The organism is Curtobacterium sp. MCBD17_030, from assembly GCF_003224255.1.
Classification (GTDB): Bacteria; Actinomycetota; Actinomycetes; order Actinomycetales; family Microbacteriaceae; genus Curtobacterium.
In genome coordinates this window covers 174,790-192,590 of sequence record NZ_QKLI01000004.1, presented here as the reverse complement: position 1 = coordinate 192,590, position 17,801 = coordinate 174,790, and the positions used below count along the sequence as shown (strand labels likewise).

Here is a 17,801-nt window from a genome sequence, read left to right as displayed (position 1 = left end):
CGTGCCTACGCGGTCGGTGTGTCGACCGCGCCGCCGTAGCGGCGGTCGCGGCTGGCGTACTCCTCGATCGCACCCCAGAGGTCGGTGCGCCGGAAGTCGGGCCAGAGCCGGTCGAGGAACACCATCTCGGCGTACGCCGACTGCCAGAGCAGGAAGTTGCTCGTCCGCTGCTCACCCGAGCTGCGGAGGAACAGGTCGACGTCCGGCAACTCGGGCACGTACAACCGCTTCGCCAGGGTCTTCTCGGTGACCTGGCTCGGCTTCAGGCGCCCGGCCGCCACGTCGTCCGCGATCCCGCGCACCGCGTCGGCGATCTCGTTCCGACCGCCGTAGTTGACGCACATCGTGAGGGTCAGGACGTCGTTCGAGGCCGTCATCTCCTCGGCGGTCTGCAGCTCGTCGATGACGCTGCGCCAGAGCTTCGGGGTGCGACCGGCCCAGCGGACCCGCACGCCCCACTCGTCGAGCTGATCCCGACGACGGCGGATGACGTCGCGGTTGAAGCCCATCAGGAACCGGACCTCTTCGGGCGAACGCTTCCAGTTCTCGGTCGAGAACGCGTACGCGGAGACGTGCGTGACGCCGATCTGGATCGCGCCGGCGACGACGTCGAGCAGTGAGGCCTCACCGGCCTTGTGCCCCTCGATGCGGGTGAGCCCGCGCTGGTTCGCCCACCGGCCGTTGCCGTCCATCACGATCGCCACGTGGCCCGGGACGAAGCGCTTCGGGATCGCCGGGGGCTGCTCGCCCGTCCAGTCGACGGGCAGGAACGGACCCGGCTCGGCGGCGGGGCGAGGGCTCATGCGCGGGTTCCTCCGGGGACGGGGTCGTGGTCGTCGGGCGTCGGCACGTCGGGCGCCGGCACCGCTGCGACCGCCGCCGGCACACCACCGGGGTGCGGGGCGAGCGGCGACGGGTGCTCGGTGCGGTCGACGTGCGGCAACGAACGGAGCGATCGTTCCAGGTGCCACTGCGCGTACGCCGCGACCACGCCGGAGGCCCGTGATCTCGTCCGCTCATCGGTCACGTCGACACTGCCCCAGTCCCCCGCCAGCAGCTGCCCGAGGACGGCGAGCGTCGCCGGGTCCAGGCGCGGCGTGCCGGGAGGCGCGGCCGAGTCCGCCACGACCCCGCCGAGCTGCACGACGAACGCCGAGTGCGGTCCGGGCTCCCCGGTGACGGCGCAGTCGCTGAAGGACGGCGCCCACCCAGCGATGCTCATCGCGCGGAGCAGGTACGAGTCGAGGGTGGCACTCGGCTGGTGCTCACCGCGCGACAGTGACCGCAGTGCACCGACGAGCAGCAGGTACTGCTGCAGGCCGGCGTCCGCCTCGCTCAGTCGGTCGGCGGTCTCGACCATCGCGCTCGCGGCGGTGTACGCGCCGTAGTCGGCCACGATGCGGGCGCCGTACGCGCCGAGGGACTCCGCCTGCGTGACGATGTCGAGCGAGCGGCCCTCGTAGAACTGGGCGTCGACGACCATGAACGGTTCGAGGCGCGAGCCGAACTTCGACGCGGTGCGCCGGACGCCCTTCGCGACGGCGCGGATCTTGCCGTGCTCCCGGCTGAGCATCGTGACGATGCGGTCGGCCTCACCGAGCTTGTGGGTGCGCAACACGACGCACTCGTCCCGGTACAGCGGCATGCCCCCAGTATCCCCCGCGCCGCCGACAGCTCGCCCCGTGCGCGGGACACCGGTCTTCGTCCCGAACACCGCGCGATGCCGGTGCTCGGCAGACGAACACCGTTGTTCCGCCGGAAGGGCTACGCGGAGACGAGCTCCGGGGCGCCGGAGGCGGCGCCGGCGCGCACGGCGCGGTTCACCGCGGAGACGATCGCCTTGAGCGAGGCCGTCGCGATGTCGGCGTCGATCCCGACGCCCCACAGCCGGACGCCGTCGACGTCGAGCTCGACGTAGGACGCCGCCTGCGCGTCACCCGAGGCGCTCATCGTGTGCTCCGAGTAGTCGTACAGCGTGACCGCGACGCCCTGCTCCTTCATCACCGTGAGGAACGCGTCGATCGGACCGGTGCCGACGGCCTCGGACGTGATCGAGCCCTCGTCGACGCGCATCGCGACCGACAGCTTGGTCGTGCCGTCGAAGTCGCTCGACGTGGCGGTCTTCGTGATCTCGTACCGACCCCACTTGTCGTCATCGACGTGGGCGGGCAGGTACTCGTCGTGGAACAGGTCCCAGATCCGGTCAGAGGTGAACTCGCCGCCCTCCGCGTCGGTGCGCTGCTGCACGACCCCGCTGAACTCGATCTGCAGCTTGCGGGGCAGGTCGAGCGCGTGGTCGGTCTTCAGCAGGTACGCGACGCCGCCCTTGCCGGACTGCGAGTTGACGCGGATGACGGCCTCGTACGAGCGGCCGATGTCCTTCGGGTCGACCGGCAGGTACGGCACCGCCCAGACGACGTCGTCGACGCCGACACCCTCGACGGCTGCACGGGCCTCGAGGGCCTCGAGCCCCTTCTTGATGGCGTCCTGGTGCGAGCCGCTGAACGCCGTGTAGACGAGGTCACCCGCCCACGGCTGGCGCTCCGGCACCGGCAGCTGGTTGCAGTACTCGACCGTGCGCTTGACCTGGTCGATGTCCGAGAAGTCGATCTCCGGGTCGATGCCCTGCGTGAACAGGTTCATGCCCAGGGCGACGAGGTCGACGTTGCCGGTCCGCTCACCGTTGCCGAACAGGCAGCCCTCGATGCGGTCGGCACCGGCCATGTACCCCAGCTCGGCAGCGGCGACGGCGGTCCCGCGGTCGTTGTGCGGGTGCAGCGACAGGATGACGTCCTCGCGGTGGGCGAGGTTCCGCGACATCCACTCGATCGAGTCGGCGTAGACGTTCGGGGTCGCCATCTCGACGGTCGCGGGCAGGTTGATGATGACCTTGCGCTCGGGCGTCGGCGCGAAGACCTCGAGCACGGCGTTGCAGATCTGCACCGCGACCTCGAGCTCGGTGCCCGTGTAGGACTCCGGCGAGTACTCGTAGTAGACCGTCGTGTCGTGCTGCAGCCGGGCCTCCGCCGCCTTGCACATGTGCGCTCCGGCCACGGCGATGTCGACGACACCCTGCACGTCGGTGCGGAAGACGACCTCGCGCTGCACGATGCTCGTCGAGTTGTAGAGGTGCACGATGGCCTGCTTCGCCCCGTCGATTGCCTCGTACGTGCGGTCGATGAGGTGCTCGCGGGCCTGGGTCAGGACCTGGATCGTGACGTCGTCGGGGATCGCGTCCTCGTCGATCAGGCTGCGGACGAAGTCGAAGTCGGTCTGCGAGGCGCTGGGGAACCCGACCTCGATCTCCTTGTAGCCCATGCGCACGAGCAGGTCGAACATCGCCCGCTTGCGATCGGCGTCCATCGGGTCGATGAGCGCCTGGTTGCCGTCACGCAGGTCGACGGCGCACCAGCGCGGCGCACGGTCGATCTGCTTGGTCGGCCAGGTGCGGTCGGGCAGGTCGACGGTGATCTGTTCCGAGAAGGGGACGTACTTGTGGGTCGGCATCCCGGAGGGGCGCTGCGCGTTCTGCATCGGTTCGCTTTCGTCGGTGTGGTTGCGGTGCGGCCACGACGGACTCCGCGACGAGGTGGGCCGGTTGTCAGGCCTCGTCGCGGCGACGAAGGAGGAGGAGTGCCGAGTACATCGGGTTCACGGTAGCACCGTGGGCCTCGGGTGGCGCACAGTGTGACGGGAGCACGGACGGACGGGAGGCGCGGTGCCGGCTGGCACCGTCCCTCCCGTCCTTCCCGTCTCTCTCGTCCGACCGTCGTCACCGACGCGACCGCGTCAGTCCACCGCGAGCGCTTCCGTCGGCGGGACGCGCATCGCGCCGCGCACGGGCGCGACCGTCGCGACGACCGCGAGGACCAGGGCTCCGACGACCACGATCGCGATCGTCAGCGGCGGCAGGACCGGCGTGACCACGGAGCCCAGGATCCCGAGCAGCGTCTGCCCGCCCAGCCAGCCGTAGAACGTGCCGAGCACGAGTCCGGTGACCACGGCGGCGACGACCATCTGGACGGCCTCGGTGACGATCATCCGGCGGACCTGCGCCCCGGTCAGACCGAGGACGCGCAGCAGTCCGAGTTCCCGGCGGCGCTGCAGGACGCCGAGGGCGAGCGCGTTGACGACCCCGACGGCAGCGATCACGGCGGAGAAGCCGACCACGACGCTGACCACGGCGTTGAGCTGTGCGAAGAAGGTGCGCTGCTGCTCGAGCATGGCGGGCGTGATGCCGCTCTGGCCCGAGAGGGTGGACTCGGTGACGTGCTGCATGATCCCGAGTGCGACCGCGAAGGTGACGAGCAGGGTGACGCCGATGACGAGGCCGATCGTGGCGCGCGCGGACCGTGCCGGAGCGCGCATCGCGTTCCGCCCCGCGAGCAGGACGACCGGGTCGGCGGACCCGACGCGCCCGATGGCGTGCAGGACCGGCGGCATCACGATCGTGGCTCCGACCGAGACCCCGGCGAAGGACACGAACCCGCCGAGCGCTGCCGGGAAGACGGCGACCGGTGTGGTGCCGCTGAGCGCCAGCCCGAGCAGCGCGAGCAGCGCTCCCCCGGACATCAGGATGATCGCCCAGACCTTGCGCGCGGTGCCGGACCGGACGTCCTCGTGGCTGACCTCGACGCTCGAGGAGAGTGCCTGGAGCGGGGTCACCGTGAGCACGCGTCGCGAACCCGCTGCGAACGCACCCCAGGTGGCGAGGACGACAGCGACGACCGGCAGCACGAGCTCCCAGGGCAGCAGGGTGTACGAGCGGTCGGGCAGGAACCCGTTCCCGCGGAGCACGGCGACGAACACCGCCGAGAACCCGGTGCCGACGACCGCGCCGATGACCCCGCCGAGCAGGCCGACGACGAGCCCGGTCCGCGTGATCCGTGCCCGGAGCGAGGCACCGGTCGCGCCGACGAGCCGCTGCAGGGCGATCACCCGGGTCTGGCCGGCGATGAGCGTCGCACAGGTGTTGGCGGTGACGATCGCACCGACGTACAGGGCGATGCCGAGGAACAGCCAACCGATCACCGAGAGGACCGACTTGACCGATCGGAGGTCGTCGAGCCCCGTGGCGGCCATCGCCTCGGCGACGATGCCCGGGGCGATGACGAGCGCGGACCCGAAGGTCGTGCCGAGCGCTGCGACGAGGATCGTCGGTGCGAACTGCCGGACGCCGTTCACGGTGCCGATCACGCTGCCGCCTCCATGCCGAGCATCGTGGCGGAGATCTCGGCGGCACCCATGCGCGGCCGGTCGTCGACGACCCGGCCGTCGGCGAGGAACAGGATCCGGTCGGCGTTGGCGGCGGCGACGGGGTCGTGCGTCACCATCACGACGCTCTGGCCCCACTCCTCGACGGCGCCACGGAGGATGGCGAGCACGTCGCGTCCGGTCCGCGAGTCGAGCGCTCCGGTCGGTTCGTCGGCGACGACGACGGCGGGGCGCGAGGCGAGCGCCCGAGCGATCGCGACCCGCTGCTGCTGTCCGCCGGACAGCTCGTGCGGGCGGTGCGTGAGCCGGTTGCCGAGCCCGAGCATCTCGACCAGACGGTCGATCCACGCCGACTCCTCGCGGTCCGGTTTGTGCCCGCCGAGCAGGAACGGCAGCCGGATGTTCTCGCTGACGTCGAGCGTCGGGACGAGGTTGAACGACTGGAACACGAAGCCGAGCCGACGGCGACGGAGTTCGGTGAGCTCGCGGTCGCCGAGGCCGGTGATGTCGGTCCCGTCGATCGTGATGCGACCGGCGGACACCTGGTCGAGACCGGCGGCGACGTGCATGAGCGTCGACTTGCCGGAACCGGAGGGGCCCATCACGGCGGTGAACTCACCGGCGCCGATGTCGACGCTGACGTCATCGAGGGCGGTCACCCGGCGAGCGGCGTCGCCGTAGTGCTTGGACACGTGGTCGAGTCGGATGATCGGATCGTGGCTGGTCATGACTCCACGATCGCGTCCGGGAGGCACGTGCCGCGTCCGTCGACCGGCGCGCGTCCGTCATCCCATCGGTGCGGATCCGCGGCCGGTCTCCCTCTGGCGGATGATGTTTCAGTCGCCCCTGGTGACGAGGCCGTGCTCGTGCGCGAACACGACGAGCCGCACCCGGTCGCGCAGCTCGAGCTTCGTGAGGACCCGCGAGATGTGGGTCTTCACGGTCGCCTCGCTGACGTACTCGTGGGCCGCGATCTCGGCGTTGCTGAGCCCGCGCGCTGCGAGGTCGAAGATCTCGCGCTCTCGCGGGGTCAGGCCGGCGAAGGCCGGGGGCACCGTCGACCTGAGGTCGGCCGGGTCCTCGTAGCGCCGGAGCAGCTCGCGGGTCGCGGAGGCGGCGAACACCGTCGTGCCGGCATGCACGGTCCGGATCGCCGCGAGCAGGAACTCCGGGTCGGCGTCCTTGAGGACGAAGCCGCTCGCCCCGGCGCGGATGGCCTTCGCGGCCGCCTCGTCGAAGTCGAACGTGGTGAGGACGAGCACCTTCGCGTCGGAGCCGCTCGAGACGATGTCGGCGGTGGCGCTGATGCCGTCCTTGACGGGCATCCGGATGTCCATGAGCACGACGTCCGGGCGGTTCCGGCGGACGAGCTCGATCCCCTCGGCGCCGTCGCCGGCTTCTCCCACGAACTGCAGGTCCGGCTGGGAGCCGATCAGCATCCGGATGCCGGTGCGGAACAGCGCCTGGTCGTCGACCAGGGCGACGCGGATGCGCGCCGCCTCGGGAGTGCTCGTGTTCGTGCTCATGTCGGTCATCCCCTGCTCGTCGTCATCGGGTCGGGATCGTGTTCCGGGGCATCTGCCCGGTCGACGGCTGGGCGGGCATCCGGACCGCCACCGCGAAGTCCTCGCCCCGGGGTCCGGCCGTCATGCTCCCGCCGGACATCGTGGCACGCTCGCGCATCCCGACGAGTCCGTGACCGGTACCCGGGCCGGGTCGGCCGTCCTCCGAGCGCCGGTTCACCACGTCGATCTCGACGGTGTCCGGGCGGTAGGTCAAGCGGGCACGGACGGTCGAGCCGGGAGCCCCGTGCTTGTACGCGTTCGTCAGGCTCTCCTGCACGATCCGGTACACGGCGAGCTGGGTGGTGGTCGGCAGGGTGGACGGGTCGCCCTCACGCTCCACCTGCACCTCGAGCCCGACGTCGCGCATCTGCCCGACGAGCCGCTCGATGTCGTCGACGTCCGGGGTCGGAGCGGTGCCCTGCTCGTGCCGCAGTGCCCCGAGCAGCTCGCGGACGTCCCCGAGCGCGCGTCGGGCGGTCGAGCCGATCGTGTCGAGGGCCTCGTCGGCGACGCCCGGGTCGGCGCGGAGGGCGTACCTGGCACCGTCGGCCTGGGCGATCACGACCGCGAGCGAGTGCGCCACGATGTCGTGCATGTCGCGGGCGATCCGGACGCGCTCCTGCTCGATCGCGACGTTCCGGTCCGCTCGCGCGGCGTCCCGTTCGGCGAGGAGCTGCGCCTCCCGGCTCATCCGCGCCGAGCGGCGGGCCCGGACGGCCAGGCCGGCGAGCCAGGGCAGCAGCAGGACCGCGAGGACGACGACGAACAACATCGCGCCGTACTGCACGGCCTGGTTCAGGGTCTCCGGACCACCGACGCCCGGTACGCCGTAGATGCGGAAGCCCATGTAGGTGCCGGCGACGACCGAGCCCACGATCGCGGAGACCAGGCCGGCGACCCGGATGCGCCGGGTGCCGTAGACGCTCGTGGTGTAGAGCACTCCGGAGATGAACAGGTCGGCCATCCCGGCGGTCTGCATCGTCGCCATCTGGACGACGGCACCGATCCAGGCGATCCCGAGGGCGAGCCCCGGCGCGACCCGGCGGAGGGCGAGCGCCAGGGACAGGATCGCGGTCGTGACGAGGGCCGCGACGTCGTCCACCCCCTGCGCCGACAGGATCGCGACGAGCGCGCCGAGCAGGACCGCCGTGCCGATGTCGACGACGAGCTGGGTGCGGAGAACGGGACGGAACACCACCCCACGGTACGGCGCGCGCCTGCCCGGCGCGTCCGACCGTCGGATGACCCGGGTCAGAACCCCAGTCGGCCGAGCTGCTTCGGGTCGCGCTGCCACTCCTTGGCGACCTTCACGCGGATGTTCAGGTAGACGTGACGACCGAGCAGGCCCTCGATCTCGACCCGGGCGCGGGTGCCGACGTCCTTGAGCCGGCTGCCCTTGTGGCCGATGACGATCGACTTCTGGCTGTCGCGCTCGACGAACAGGTTGGCGAAGATGCGCAGCGGGCCGTTCGGGTCGTCGTCGGCGTCGGGTTCGACCATGTCCTCGATGACGACGGCCAACGAGTGCGGCAGCTCGTCGCGGACGCCCTCGAGCGCGGCCTCGCGGATGAGCTCGCCGACCCGCTCTTCGTCGGTCTCCTCGGTGACGGCGAGGTCGTCGTACAGCTGCGGTGACTCCGGCAGCAGCGACACGACCTCGTCGAGGAGGTCCTCGAGCTGCAGGCCCTCGGTACCCGAGGTCGGGATGATCGCGTCCCATTCGCGGAGCCGGGACACCGCGAGCAGCTGCTCGGCGATCTTCTCCTTGCCGGAGCGGTCGATCTTCGTGACGATCGCGACCTTCTTCGCCCGGGGGTACTGGTCGAGGGTGTCGTTGATGAAGCGGTCGCCCGGCCCGATCGGTTCGTTCGCGGGCACGCAGAACCCGATCACGTCGACGTCGCCGAGCGTGGACTGGACGAGGTCGTTGAGTCGCTCGCCGAGGAGGGTCCGCGGGCGGTGCACACCGGGGGTGTCGACGACGATGACCTGCCCGTGCGGACGGTGGACGATGCCGCGGATGGCCCGCCGGGTGGTCTGCGGCTTCGACGAGGTGATCGCGACCTTCTGGCCGACCAGGGCGTTGGTCAGCGTCGACTTGCCGACGTTCGGGCGACCGACGAAGGAGACGAAGCCCGCGCGGTAGGGGGTCGTCGCCTCGGGCGCGGTGTCGGGTCCGGAGTCGGTCATGTGGTTCGTGTTCCCGTCGTGGAGTGGTCGGAGTCGCCGAAGGCCTGCTCGGCGGACGCGAGGTCGGCGGTCCGTTCGGCGACCACGGTGATGAGGTGTCGGCGCTTGCCCTCGACGCGGTCCGCGGTGAGCAGGACCCCGGACACCGTGACGGCGTCCCCGGCGGAGGGCAGGTGCCCGAGCTCCTTCGTGAGCAGGCCACCGGCGGTGTCGACGTCGTCGTCGTCGAGTTCGATCCCGAACAGGTCACCGAGCTCGTCGATGGGCAATCGAGCCGAGATGCGCCAACGCCCCGGTTCGATCTCCGCGCGGTCGACCACGGCGCGGTCGTACTCGTCCGAGATGTCACCGACGAGTTCCTCGATGAGGTCCTCCATCGTGACGAGGCCCGCGACGCCGCCGTACTCGTCGACCACGAGCACCAGGTGGTTCTTCGCGAGCTGCATGTGCCGCAGGGTCTCGTCGGCGGGCTTCGACTCCGGCAGGAACTCGGCCGGCCGGAGCATCGTGCGCACCGGGCGGACGCCGACCTCGGGGCGCTCGTAGAGGCTCCGGGCCACGTCGCGCAGGTACGCCACCCCGAGCACGTCGTCGCTGTCCCGGCCGATGACCGGCATGCGGGACACGCCGGTGGCCAGGAACTGCTCCATGACCGCCGCGATCGTGTCGGCGGCGTCCGCGGTGACCATGTCGGTCCGGGGCACCATGACCTCGCGCACCAGGGTGTCGCTGAACGCGAAGACCGAGTGGATGAGTTCGCGGTCGTCCGCCTCGAGCACGTTGCTCTCGGTGGCTTCGTCGACCAGCGAGAGCAGCTGCTCCTCGCTCGAGACGCTGGACGCACTGCGGACGCGGCCCGGGGTGACCCGGTCGCCGATCGCGACGAGGAGGCCGGCGAGCGGCCCGAGCACGATGCGGACCCCGCGGACCAACCCCCCGGTGGCGGCGATGATGCCCTCGGCGTGGGCGCGTCCGACGCTGCGCGGGCTGGACCCGACGAGCACGAACGACACCGCGGTCATCACGGCCGCGGACACGATCAGGGCGACCCACCACGTGTCGAACACCGTCACGAGGGCGATCGTCACGAGCACCGCGGCGGCCGTCTCGGCGAGCACCCGGAAGAAGTTCAGGGCGTTGACGTGCGCACCCGGGTCGTCCGCCAGGGCCTCGATCGCACGGCGGCGCTTGCTGCCGCGGGCGATCTCCTCGAGGTCGGCGCGCGAGAGGACCGACAGCGCGGAGTCGGCGGCCGCGAGCAGTCCGCCGAGGACCACCAGCAGGAACGCCACCGCGAGCAGCCCGGCGACGAGCAGCACTGCGGTCACCGCCCCCGACGCGCGGCGGCGAAGGCGGTCAGGATCTCGCCCTGCAGACCGAACATCTCGGCCTTCTCCTCGGGCTCCGCGTGGTCGAAGCCGAGCAGGTGCAGGATTCCGTGGCAGGTCAGCAGCAGGATCTCGTCGAGCGTCGAGTGGCCGGCGGTCTTCGCCTGTTCCTCGGCGACCTGCGGGCAGACCACGATGTCTCCGAGGAGCCCGGCGGGCGTCGGCTCGTCCTCGGTTCCCGGACGCAGTTCGTCCATCGGGAAGCTCAGGACGTCGGTCGGGCCGGGCTCGTCCATCCACCGGATGTGCAGCTGCTCCATCGCGCCCTCGTCGACGAACACGATCGCGAGTTCGGCGTCCGCGTGCACGTGCATGGCGTCGAGTGCGAAGGCGGCGAGGCGCTGCACGACGTCCTCGTCCACCGCCACACCGGACTCGTTGTTGAGCTCGATGCTCACCGGGTGCCTCCTCGGCGGTCGTCCTGCTGGTGGGGGCGCTTCGCGGCCTGCTCGACGAGTCGTTCCTCGTCGTAGACGGTGTAGGCGTCGACGATCCGGCCGACCAGGGTGTGGCGCACCACGTCCTCGCTGCCGAGGCGGGCGAAGTGGATGTCGTCGACGTCCTGCAGGATCCGGGTCACCAGGCGCAGGCCGGAGACGTTGCCCGGCAGGTCGACCTGGGTGATGTCCCCCGTGATCACCATCTTCGAGCCGAAGCCCAGACGCGTCAGGAACATCTTCATCTGCTCGGGCGTGGTGTTCTGCGCCTCGTCGAGGACGACGAACGAGTCGTTGAGCGTCCGACCGCGCATGTAGGCGAGCGGAGCGACCTCGACCGTGCCGGCGGCCAGGAGCTTCGGGACCAGCTCGGGGTCCATCATCTCGTTGAGCGCGTCGTACAGCGGGCGGAGGTACGGGTCGATCTTGTCGGTGAGCGTGCCCGGGAGGAACCCGAGCCGCTCGCCGGCCTCGACCGCGGGACGGGTGAGGATGATGCGCGAGACCTCGCGTCGCTGCAGGGCCTGGACGGCCTTCGCCATCGCCAGGTAGGTCTTGCCGGTACCGGCCGGGCCGATGCCGAACGTGATCGTGTTCTCGTCGATGGCGTCGACGTACGCACGCTGCCCGTCGGTCTTCGGGCGCACCGACTTGCCGCGGCTCGAGACGATCGGGGTGCCGAACACGTTCGACGGGCTGCGCTCTTCGTCGATGATGCGCGCAGAGGTCGGGATGTCCGACTGCCCGATGTCCTGCCCGCGCCGGACCATCCCGACGAGTTCGTCGACCAGGGCCCGGGCACGCGTGACGTCGCGCTCCGGTCCGGACAGCGTGACCTGGTTGCCGCGCACCAGGACGCGGACGGACGGGTACTGGCGCTCGACGGTCTTCAGCAGGCGGTCCTGCGGGCCGAGCAACTGCACCATGGCGATGCCGTCGACGGTGAGTTCGGAGGTCGAGACGGAGTCCGGCTCGGTGGTGGCTGGTTCGTCAGCTGGCAAGGGTGCCTTCCTGCAGGTCTCCTGCGAGTACGTGCGCGTGCACGTGGAACACGGTCTGGCCGGCGGCTTCGCCGGTGTTGAACACGAGTCGGAACTGTCCGCCGGCGCGTTCGTCGGCGATGCGCTGCGCCGTCGTGACGACGTGCGCGAGCAGGTCGGGGTCGGCGGCCGCGAGCTCGCCCACGTTCGCGTACGCCTGGGTCTTCGGGACGACGAGCACGTGCACGGGTGCCTTGGGCGCGTTGTCCTCGAAGGCGATGACGCGGTCGTCCTCGGCGACGATGGTCGCCGGGATCTCGCGCGTGACGATCTTCGTGAAGACGCTGGGCTCGGTGCTGGTCATGGGCACCATCGTAGAACGCGCGACCGACGCCGCGCCTTCCCGATGTCTCCGGTGCTCCGATCCACGCCGTACGGACTCACCAGCGTCCGAGCCGCGACTGCAGGACGGCCAGGGCCGCCGGCCCGGCGGTGGAGGTCCGCAGCACGGTGCCGCCGAGTCGGACCCGCACCGCGCCGGCCGACTCCAGACGCTCGAGCTCCGACGGCTCGATCCCACCCTCCGGCCCGACGACCAGGGCGATCTCGTCGACGTCAGCCGGCGGCTCCCAGGTGGCGAGGCGCACCGAGGCGGTCGGTTCGAGCAGGACCAGCTGCCGGCGGGCCTCCTGGCCGTCCGCCGGTGCTGCCGCTCCTGCGCCGCCGGCGAGCTGCGCCGTCGTCACCGGCGCGACCACGTCGGGGACGCGCGAGCGCACCGCCTGTTTCGCTGCCTCGTGCGCGATGGCCGCCCACCGGGCGCGGCCCTTCTCGACCTTCGGGCCGTCCCAGCGCGAGACGCTGCGCGCGGCTGCCCACGGCACCACCCGGTCGACACCGATCTCGGTCGCGGCCTGCACGGCCATCTCGTCGCGGCCGCCCTTGGCGAGCGCCTGCACGAGGGTCAGGGACGGACGCGGAGCCGGTTCGACGCCGACGGTCGCGACGGTGAGCAGGAGCGAGTCCTTGCCGACCGACGCGACCGTCCCGGCGACCACGGTGCCGCGGCCGTCCGAGATCCGGAGCTCCTCCCCGACCCGGACACGCGACACCGTCACGGCGTGGCGCCCCTCGGCACCCTCGAGCGGCACCTGGCCGCCCACCGCGACGTCGTCGAGCGTGTCGACGAGGTAGAGCGAGGCCATCAGAAGTTGAAGAACCGGTCGCGGAGCTTCCCGAACATGCCCTGCTGGAAGCGGGACAGCTGCGGGGCACCGGCCTTGTGGGACTTCGCGAGCTGTTCGACCAGCTGCCGCTCCTTGTGCGAGAGCTTGCTCGGGGTGACGACCTGGATGCCGACCTTGAGGTCACCGCGGCCGGAACCGCGGAGCTTCGTGACGCCGCGGTCCTTGATGACCAGTACGTCGGCGCTCTGCACGCCCGGACGGAGCTCGAGCTCGACCGGACCGTCCAGGCCGTCGATCGTGGTCGTCGCACCGAGGATGGCGTCGGTCATCGGGACCTCGAGCGTCGCGAGGAGGTCGTCTCCGTCACGGCTGAAGACGTCGTGGTGGCGGACGCGCACCTCGAGGTACAGGTCACCGGCGGGTCCACCGGCCGGGCCGACCTCGCCCTGGCCGGGCATCTGCAGGCGGAGGCCCGAGTCGACGCCGGCAGGCACGTCCACCGGAACGGTGCGACGGGCCCGGACGCGGCCCTGACCCTGACAGGTGGGGCACGGGTTCGGGATGACGGTGCCGTAGCCGCGGCAGGTGCCACACGGAGCGCTCGTCACGACGTTGCCGAGGAGCGAGCGGACCTGGCGCTGGATGTGGCCGGTCCCGCCGCAGATGTCGCACGTCTGCGGGCTCGTGCCGGGCGCGCAACAGGAGCCACCGCACGTGTCGCAGAGCACGGCGGTGTCGACCTCGAGGTCCTTGTGCGTGCCGAAGACGACCTCGTCCAGGTCCACCTCGAGCCGGAGCAGGGCGTCGCCGCCGCGCTCGGCACGGCTGCGCGGACCGGTCCCACGGCCGCCACCGCCACCACCCCCGCCGAAGAAGGCGTCGAAGATGTCGCTGAAGCCGCCGGCGGCGGCACCGAACCCGCCGTCCTGGGGGCCGGCATCGAAGCGACGGCGCTGTTCCGGGTCGCTGAGGACGTCGTACGCGTGGGTGACGTCCTTGAAGCGCTCAGCGGCGTCGGGGCTCGGGTTCACGTCCGGGTGCAGTTCGCGAGCAAGCCGCCGGTACGCCTTCTTGATGTCGGCGTCGGAGGCGTCGCGCGGGACGCCGAGGACGTCGTAGTGGTCTGCCAAGTGTTCCTCAGGGGGTGCGTGGGTGGACGGGGTGGGGGTGTCCGGCGGGTCAGTTCTCGCCGAGCAGCCGGGACAGGTAGCGGGCGACCGCACGGACCGCGGCCATGTTCGTGCCGTAGTCCATCCTGGTCGGACCGAGGACGCCCAGTCGGGCGATCTCACCGCGGGCGGCCAAGTAGCCGCCGGCGACGATGCTCGTGGCGTCGAGACCGTACTCGGCGTTCTCACGTCCGATGCTCGCTGCCACGGCGATGTCGTCGACCTGCATCTCGCCGAACAACCGGAGCAGGGTGACCTGTTCCTCGATCGCCTCGAGCACGGGGAAGAGTCCGCCGGAGAAGTCCTGCTCGCTCTTCGCCAGGTTCGCGGCACCCGCCATCAGCAGGCGGTCCTGCCGGTTGGCGGCGACCTGCTCGACCAGGCTCGCGACCACGACGCCGGCGAGCGGCTGGACCGCGGGCCGGAGCTGGCCGGGGATCTCACGGAGCGCCGGCGGAGCGTCCTGCAGCAGCAGGCCCACGGTCGCGCCGTTGACGAGGGTGCGGAGTTCGGAGAGCGCGGACTCGTCGAACGGGACGTCCGTCTCGATGACGCGCTGCTCGACCCGGGCGGTGTCGGTGATGAGGACCACCATCAACCGGTTGTCCGCGAGGCGGACGAGTTCGACGTGCTGGACACGCGCGTGGCCCATCGTCGGGTACTGCACGAGCGCGACCTGGTTCGTCAACTGGCTGAGCAGCCGGACGGTGCGGGTGAGGACGTCGTCGAGGTCGTTCGAGGCGCCGAGGAAGGTCTCGATCGCCTGCCGCTGCGCGCCGGAGAGCGGACGCGCCGCCGCCAGGTGGTCGACGAACACCCGGTACCCCTTGTCCGTGGGCACACGGCCGGAGGAGGTGTGCGGGGCGATGATGAGCTGCTCGTCCTCGAGCTGAGCCATGTCGTTGCGGATCGTTGCGGCGCTGACCCCGAAGGCGTGGCGCTCGACGATGGTCTTCGAGCCGACGGGTTCGCGGGAGGCGACGTAGTCGCGCACGATCGCCTTGAGGACCTCGAGGCTCCGTTCGCTGACCATCGGTTCCCTCCGCTCGTGTCGATCCGTCCGGCTGGCACTCTCGCATGCCGAGTGCTGATCCTACGCCCGACCGCCGACGAGACGGGACTTCTCCACCGGTCGCTCGGTACGCTGCGGGCATGAGCGACGGACACGGACCCGGCGGCCCGGGCGACCAGTACCCGGGCGGGAAGCAGCCCGGCGGGCAGTACCCCGGCGGCCAGTACCCCGGCGGGCAGTACCCCGGTGGGCAGTACGGCGGCGGGCAGCAGCCCGGGCAGCAGTACCCGTCCGGCTACCGGCCCCCGCAGCCGATGACCCCCGAGGACCAGCGCCTCTGGGCGACCCTGACGCACGTCGGCGGGATCTTCTCGAACGTCCTGGTGCCGGTCATCGCCTACTTCGTCCTGCGGGACCGCGGCAACTTCGTCCGGGAGCACACCCGGGCGGCACTGAACTTCCACATCACGATGGCCATCGCCTACTTCGCCGGCATCCTGACGTCGGTGCTCGGCATCGGGTTCCTCGTGATCACGGCCACCGGGATCGTGTCGATCGTGTTCGGCATCCTGGCCGCCCTCGCTGCGAACCAGGGGCAGTTCTACCGGTACCCGCTCACCATCGAGTTCATCAAGCAGTAGCGAGCACGTACCGGGACCGACCGGTCAGTCGAGCAGGTCGCGGACCACGGCGTCGGCGAGCAGCCGTCCCGGCAGGGTCAGTTCCAGCGTCCCGCCGAGCGCTGCCCGGCCGTCCACGAGACCACGGGCGATGAGGCCGGCGACGCGGCCACGGGCCTCCCGGCGGAGCTCGTCGATCCGCAGCTCGCCGCGGACCCGCGCGGCGAGCAGGACCCGCTCGACGTAGCGCGTCTCGTCGTCCAGGGTCTCGCGCCCGGCGGCCGGGGACACGTCCTGCAGCACCTTGTTCGCGTAGGCGGCCGGGTGCTTGACGTTCCACCAGCGGGTGCCGGCGACGGCGGAGTGCGCGCCCGGGCCGATGCCCCACCAGTCGTGGCCCTTCCAGTAGGACAGGTTGTGCCGACTGGCGTGTCCGGCGCCGCGCGACCAGTTCGAGACCTCGTACCAGTCGTAGCCGGCGTCACGCAGCACCTGGTCGGCGAGCTCGTACATGTCCGCCGCCAGGTCGTCGTCCGGGGCGGGCAACTCCCCGCGGGACACGGCACGGCCCATCGCGGTCCCGTCCTCGACGATGAGCGAGTAGGCGGACACGTGGTCCGGAGCGCAGGCGATCGCCGCGTCGAGCGAGGTGCGCCAGTCGTCGAGCGACTCCCCCGGCGTCGAGTAGATGAGGTCCAGGCTGACGTCGAGACCCTGCTGCTTCGCGAGGTCGACGACCACCGGCACCCGCTCGGGGTCGTGCGTGCGGTCCAGGGTCGCCAGCACGTGCGGCACTGCCGACTGCATGCCGTAGCTCATCCGGGTGAAGCCGGCGCGCTGCAGCGTCGCGATCGACTCGGCGTCGACGGAGTCCGGGTTGGCCTCGGTCGTGACCTCGGCCCCGGGCAGGATCCCCCACGTGTCGTCGACCGCCCGCAGGATCATCGCCAGGTCGGACGCCGGCAGCATCGTCGGGGTGCCGCCGCCGAAGAACACCGTCGAGACCGGCCGCCGCGGGACGCCGGAGCGCTCGAGCACCTGGTCCGCGAACGCGATCTCACGGAGGGCGTGGCCGGCGTAGTCGTCACGCCGGACTCCGCGGAGCTCGGAGGCCGTGTACGTGTTGAAGTCGCAGTACCCACACCGCACCCGGCAGAAGGGCACGTGGACGTAGACGCCGAACGGCACCTGACCCGCTCCGGGTGCCGGTTCGACCAGTCCGTCCGACGGAGCGGGATCGGCGATCGGGAGAGCACTCGGCATGGAGTCCATTGTCCGTCATCATGGACGGCATGGAGCACCATCCGGTCACCACCACGGTCCTCTGGGACATCGACGGCACCCTCGTGCGCAACGCCGCGGCACCGGGGAACCTGTACCACCTGGCGCTGGAACGAGCGCTCGGCCGCGACCTCCCGCAGCTCGTCGGCCACCAGCACGGTCGGACCGACGCCGGCATCATCGTCGAGCACGTCCGCGCGCACCACCTGGGCGACGACCTGGTCCCCACCGTCAGCGGACACCTCCGCGACCTGTCCGAGGAACGGCACCGCTCTGGCGACCGACGCATCCCGGCACCCGGCGCGATCGACTTGGTCCGACGCTTCGCCGACCTCGGCTGGCGGAACGGCCTGCTCACCGGCAACTCCGCGTACCGAGCCCGCGTCAAGCTGCTCGGCGCGGGCTTCGACGTCGACGTCTTCGACTGGGAACACTCGTACTTCGGCGACACCGAGGTCGAGCGGGCCGGCATCACCGCCGTCGCCGCCGCAGCCCTGTCCGGCACCCGGGCGGTCATCGTCGGGGACACCCCGCGCGACGGCGAGGCGGCGGATGCGGTCGGGATCCCGTTCGTGGCGGTCGCGACCGGCGCGTACGACGTGGCGGCGCTCCAGGGGACGAGCGCGGTGGCCGTGGCGCGGGACTGCGTCCAGGACGCGGGGCTCATCGAGGACGCGATCGCGGGCCTGGCGCCGCTCGCCTGAGCAGACCGGTGGTCTGCCTGCTGGTCCCGGTCGGCCCCGTGGCCGCCGGGCGGC

General features: G+C 71.2%; 18 protein-coding genes. 2 read left to right on the top strand and 16 right to left on the bottom strand.

Going from position 1 to position 17,801, the window contains the following annotated elements; translation table 11 throughout:
• Nucleotides 1-5 precede the first annotated feature (5 nt).
• The 15 genes from DEI89_RS06165 to hrcA all read right to left on the bottom strand — a co-directional run bounded on the left by DEI89_RS06165 (nt 6) and on the right by hrcA (nt 15,163).
• A complete protein-coding gene (locus DEI89_RS06165; RefSeq protein ID WP_110903153.1) occupies nt 6-803 on the bottom strand; it encodes an isoprenyl transferase in 798 nt (265 codons plus the stop codon).
• The gene (gene recO / locus DEI89_RS06160) at nt 800-1,645 is read right to left on the bottom strand and encodes a DNA repair protein RecO (RefSeq protein ID WP_110903152.1); all 846 of its coding nucleotides are present in this window, start codon (nt 1,643-1,645) and stop codon (nt 800-802) included. The genes DEI89_RS06165 and recO overlap by 4 nt, the downstream gene beginning before the upstream one ends.
• Nucleotides 1,646-1,764: 119 nt before the next feature.
• Complete coding sequence (gene leuA / locus DEI89_RS06155) at nt 1,765-3,534, bottom strand: 2-isopropylmalate synthase (RefSeq protein ID WP_110903151.1); 1,770 nt, start codon at nt 3,532-3,534, stop codon at nt 1,765-1,767.
• Between the two features lie 255 nt (nt 3,535-3,789).
• Nucleotides 3,790-5,196, bottom strand: coding sequence for an FtsX-like permease family protein (locus tag DEI89_RS06150; RefSeq protein ID WP_110903150.1), 1,407 nt, complete (start codon nt 5,194-5,196; stop codon nt 3,790-3,792).
• Nucleotides 5,193-5,942, bottom strand: coding sequence for an ABC transporter ATP-binding protein (locus DEI89_RS06145; RefSeq protein WP_110903149.1), 750 nt, complete (start codon nt 5,940-5,942; stop codon nt 5,193-5,195). Before DEI89_RS06145 ends, DEI89_RS06150 begins: the two co-directional genes overlap by 4 nt.
• Before the next feature lie 108 nt (nt 5,943-6,050).
• On the bottom strand, nt 6,051-6,749 hold the full coding sequence (locus DEI89_RS06140; RefSeq protein ID WP_258366490.1) for a response regulator transcription factor: 699 nt from the start codon (nt 6,747-6,749) through the stop codon (nt 6,051-6,053).
• Nucleotides 6,750-6,762: 13 nt separating this feature from the next.
• Nucleotides 6,763-7,974, bottom strand: a complete 1,212-nt coding sequence (locus DEI89_RS06135) for a sensor histidine kinase (RefSeq protein WP_146236689.1) — start codon at nt 7,972-7,974, stop codon at nt 6,763-6,765.
• Nucleotides 7,975-8,030: 56 nt separating this feature from the next.
• On the bottom strand, nt 8,031-8,969 hold the full coding sequence (era, locus tag DEI89_RS06130) for a GTPase Era (RefSeq protein WP_110903147.1): 939 nt from the start codon (nt 8,967-8,969) through the stop codon (nt 8,031-8,033).
• Nucleotides 8,966-10,288: a hemolysin family protein gene (locus DEI89_RS06125; protein ID WP_110903146.1), complete on the bottom strand. Its 1,323-nt coding sequence runs from the start codon at nt 10,286-10,288 to the stop codon at nt 8,966-8,968. The genes era and DEI89_RS06125 overlap by 4 nt, the downstream gene beginning before the upstream one ends.
• Before the next feature lie 5 nt (nt 10,289-10,293).
• Nucleotides 10,294-10,755 carry an rRNA maturation RNase YbeY gene (gene ybeY, locus DEI89_RS06120; protein WP_110903145.1) on the bottom strand — a complete coding sequence of 154 codons (462 nt, stop codon included), beginning with the start codon at nt 10,753-10,755 and terminating at the stop codon, nt 10,294-10,296.
• A complete protein-coding gene (locus tag DEI89_RS06115; RefSeq protein WP_375334558.1) occupies nt 10,752-11,795 on the bottom strand; it encodes a PhoH family protein in 1,044 nt (347 codons plus the stop codon). The genes ybeY and DEI89_RS06115 overlap by 4 nt, the downstream gene beginning before the upstream one ends.
• Nucleotides 11,785-12,138: a histidine triad nucleotide-binding protein gene (locus DEI89_RS06110; protein WP_110903144.1), complete on the bottom strand. Its 354-nt coding sequence runs from the start codon at nt 12,136-12,138 to the stop codon at nt 11,785-11,787. The genes DEI89_RS06115 and DEI89_RS06110 overlap by 11 nt, the downstream gene beginning before the upstream one ends.
• A gap of 76 nt (nt 12,139-12,214) precedes the next feature.
• Complete coding sequence (locus tag DEI89_RS06105) at nt 12,215-12,979, bottom strand: 16S rRNA (uracil(1498)-N(3))-methyltransferase (RefSeq protein ID WP_110903143.1); 765 nt, start codon at nt 12,977-12,979, stop codon at nt 12,215-12,217.
• A complete protein-coding gene (gene dnaJ, locus DEI89_RS06100) occupies nt 12,979-14,091 on the bottom strand; it encodes a molecular chaperone DnaJ (protein WP_110903142.1) in 1,113 nt (370 codons plus the stop codon). Before dnaJ ends, DEI89_RS06105 begins: the two co-directional genes overlap by 1 nt.
• A gap of 49 nt (nt 14,092-14,140) precedes the next feature.
• Nucleotides 14,141-15,163, bottom strand: a complete 1,023-nt coding sequence (hrcA, locus tag DEI89_RS06095; RefSeq protein WP_110903141.1) for a heat-inducible transcriptional repressor HrcA — start codon at nt 15,161-15,163, stop codon at nt 14,141-14,143.
• A gap of 119 nt (nt 15,164-15,282) precedes the next feature.
• Here hrcA and DEI89_RS06090 point away from each other — a divergent pair, with 119 nt between their 5' ends.
• On the top strand, nt 15,283-15,783 hold the full coding sequence (locus DEI89_RS06090) for a DUF4870 domain-containing protein (protein ID WP_258368788.1): 501 nt from the start codon (nt 15,283-15,285) through the stop codon (nt 15,781-15,783).
• A 24-nt stretch (nt 15,784-15,807) separates the two neighbouring features.
• Here the strand turns inward: DEI89_RS06090 and hemW are convergent, their stop codons facing one another.
• Nucleotides 15,808-17,025, bottom strand: a complete 1,218-nt coding sequence (gene hemW / locus DEI89_RS06085) for a radical SAM family heme chaperone HemW (RefSeq protein WP_110903210.1) — start codon at nt 17,023-17,025, stop codon at nt 15,808-15,810.
• Between the two features lie 29 nt (nt 17,026-17,054).
• On the opposite strand from hemW, the gene DEI89_RS06080 reads away from it, so the two are divergent.
• Nucleotides 17,055-17,747, top strand: a complete 693-nt coding sequence (locus DEI89_RS06080) for an HAD family hydrolase (protein ID WP_181421523.1) — start codon at nt 17,055-17,057, stop codon at nt 17,745-17,747.
• The last annotated feature ends 54 nt before the right edge of the window (nt 17,748-17,801 follow it).

What these genes read in the sequence shown, in the direction of transcription:
- DEI89_RS06165 (WP_110903153.1), bottom strand. Translation starts at nt 803, where the DNA reads ATGAGCCCTCGCCCCGCCGCCGAGCCGGGTCCGTTCCTGCCCGTCGAC.
- recO (WP_110903152.1), bottom strand. Translation starts at nt 1,645, where the DNA reads ATGCCGCTGTACCGGGACGAGTGCGTCGTGTTGCGCACCCACAAGCTC.
- leuA (WP_110903151.1), bottom strand. Translation starts at nt 3,534, where the DNA reads ATGCAGAACGCGCAGCGCCCCTCCGGGATGCCGACCCACAAGTACGTC.
- DEI89_RS06145 (WP_110903149.1), bottom strand. Translation starts at nt 5,942, where the DNA reads ATGACCAGCCACGATCCGATCATCCGACTCGACCACGTGTCCAAGCAC.
- DEI89_RS06140 (WP_258366490.1), bottom strand. Translation starts at nt 6,749, where the DNA reads ATGACCGACATGAGCACGAACACGAGCACTCCCGAGGCGGCGCGCATC.
- era (WP_110903147.1), bottom strand. Translation starts at nt 8,969, where the DNA reads ATGACCGACTCCGGACCCGACACCGCGCCCGAGGCGACGACCCCCTAC.
- DEI89_RS06110 (WP_110903144.1), bottom strand. Translation starts at nt 12,138, where the DNA reads ATGACCAGCACCGAGCCCAGCGTCTTCACGAAGATCGTCACGCGCGAG.
- DEI89_RS06105 (WP_110903143.1), bottom strand. Translation starts at nt 12,979, where the DNA reads ATGGCCTCGCTCTACCTCGTCGACACGCTCGACGACGTCGCGGTGGGC.
- hrcA (WP_110903141.1), bottom strand. Translation starts at nt 15,163, where the DNA reads ATGGTCAGCGAACGGAGCCTCGAGGTCCTCAAGGCGATCGTGCGCGAC.
- DEI89_RS06090 (WP_258368788.1), top strand. Translation starts at nt 15,283, where the DNA reads ATGAGCGACGGACACGGACCCGGCGGCCCGGGCGACCAGTACCCGGGC.
- hemW (WP_110903210.1), bottom strand. Translation starts at nt 17,025, where the DNA reads ATGCCGAGTGCTCTCCCGATCGCCGATCCCGCTCCGTCGGACGGACTG.
- DEI89_RS06080 (WP_181421523.1), top strand. Translation starts at nt 17,055, where the DNA reads ATGGAGCACCATCCGGTCACCACCACGGTCCTCTGGGACATCGACGGC.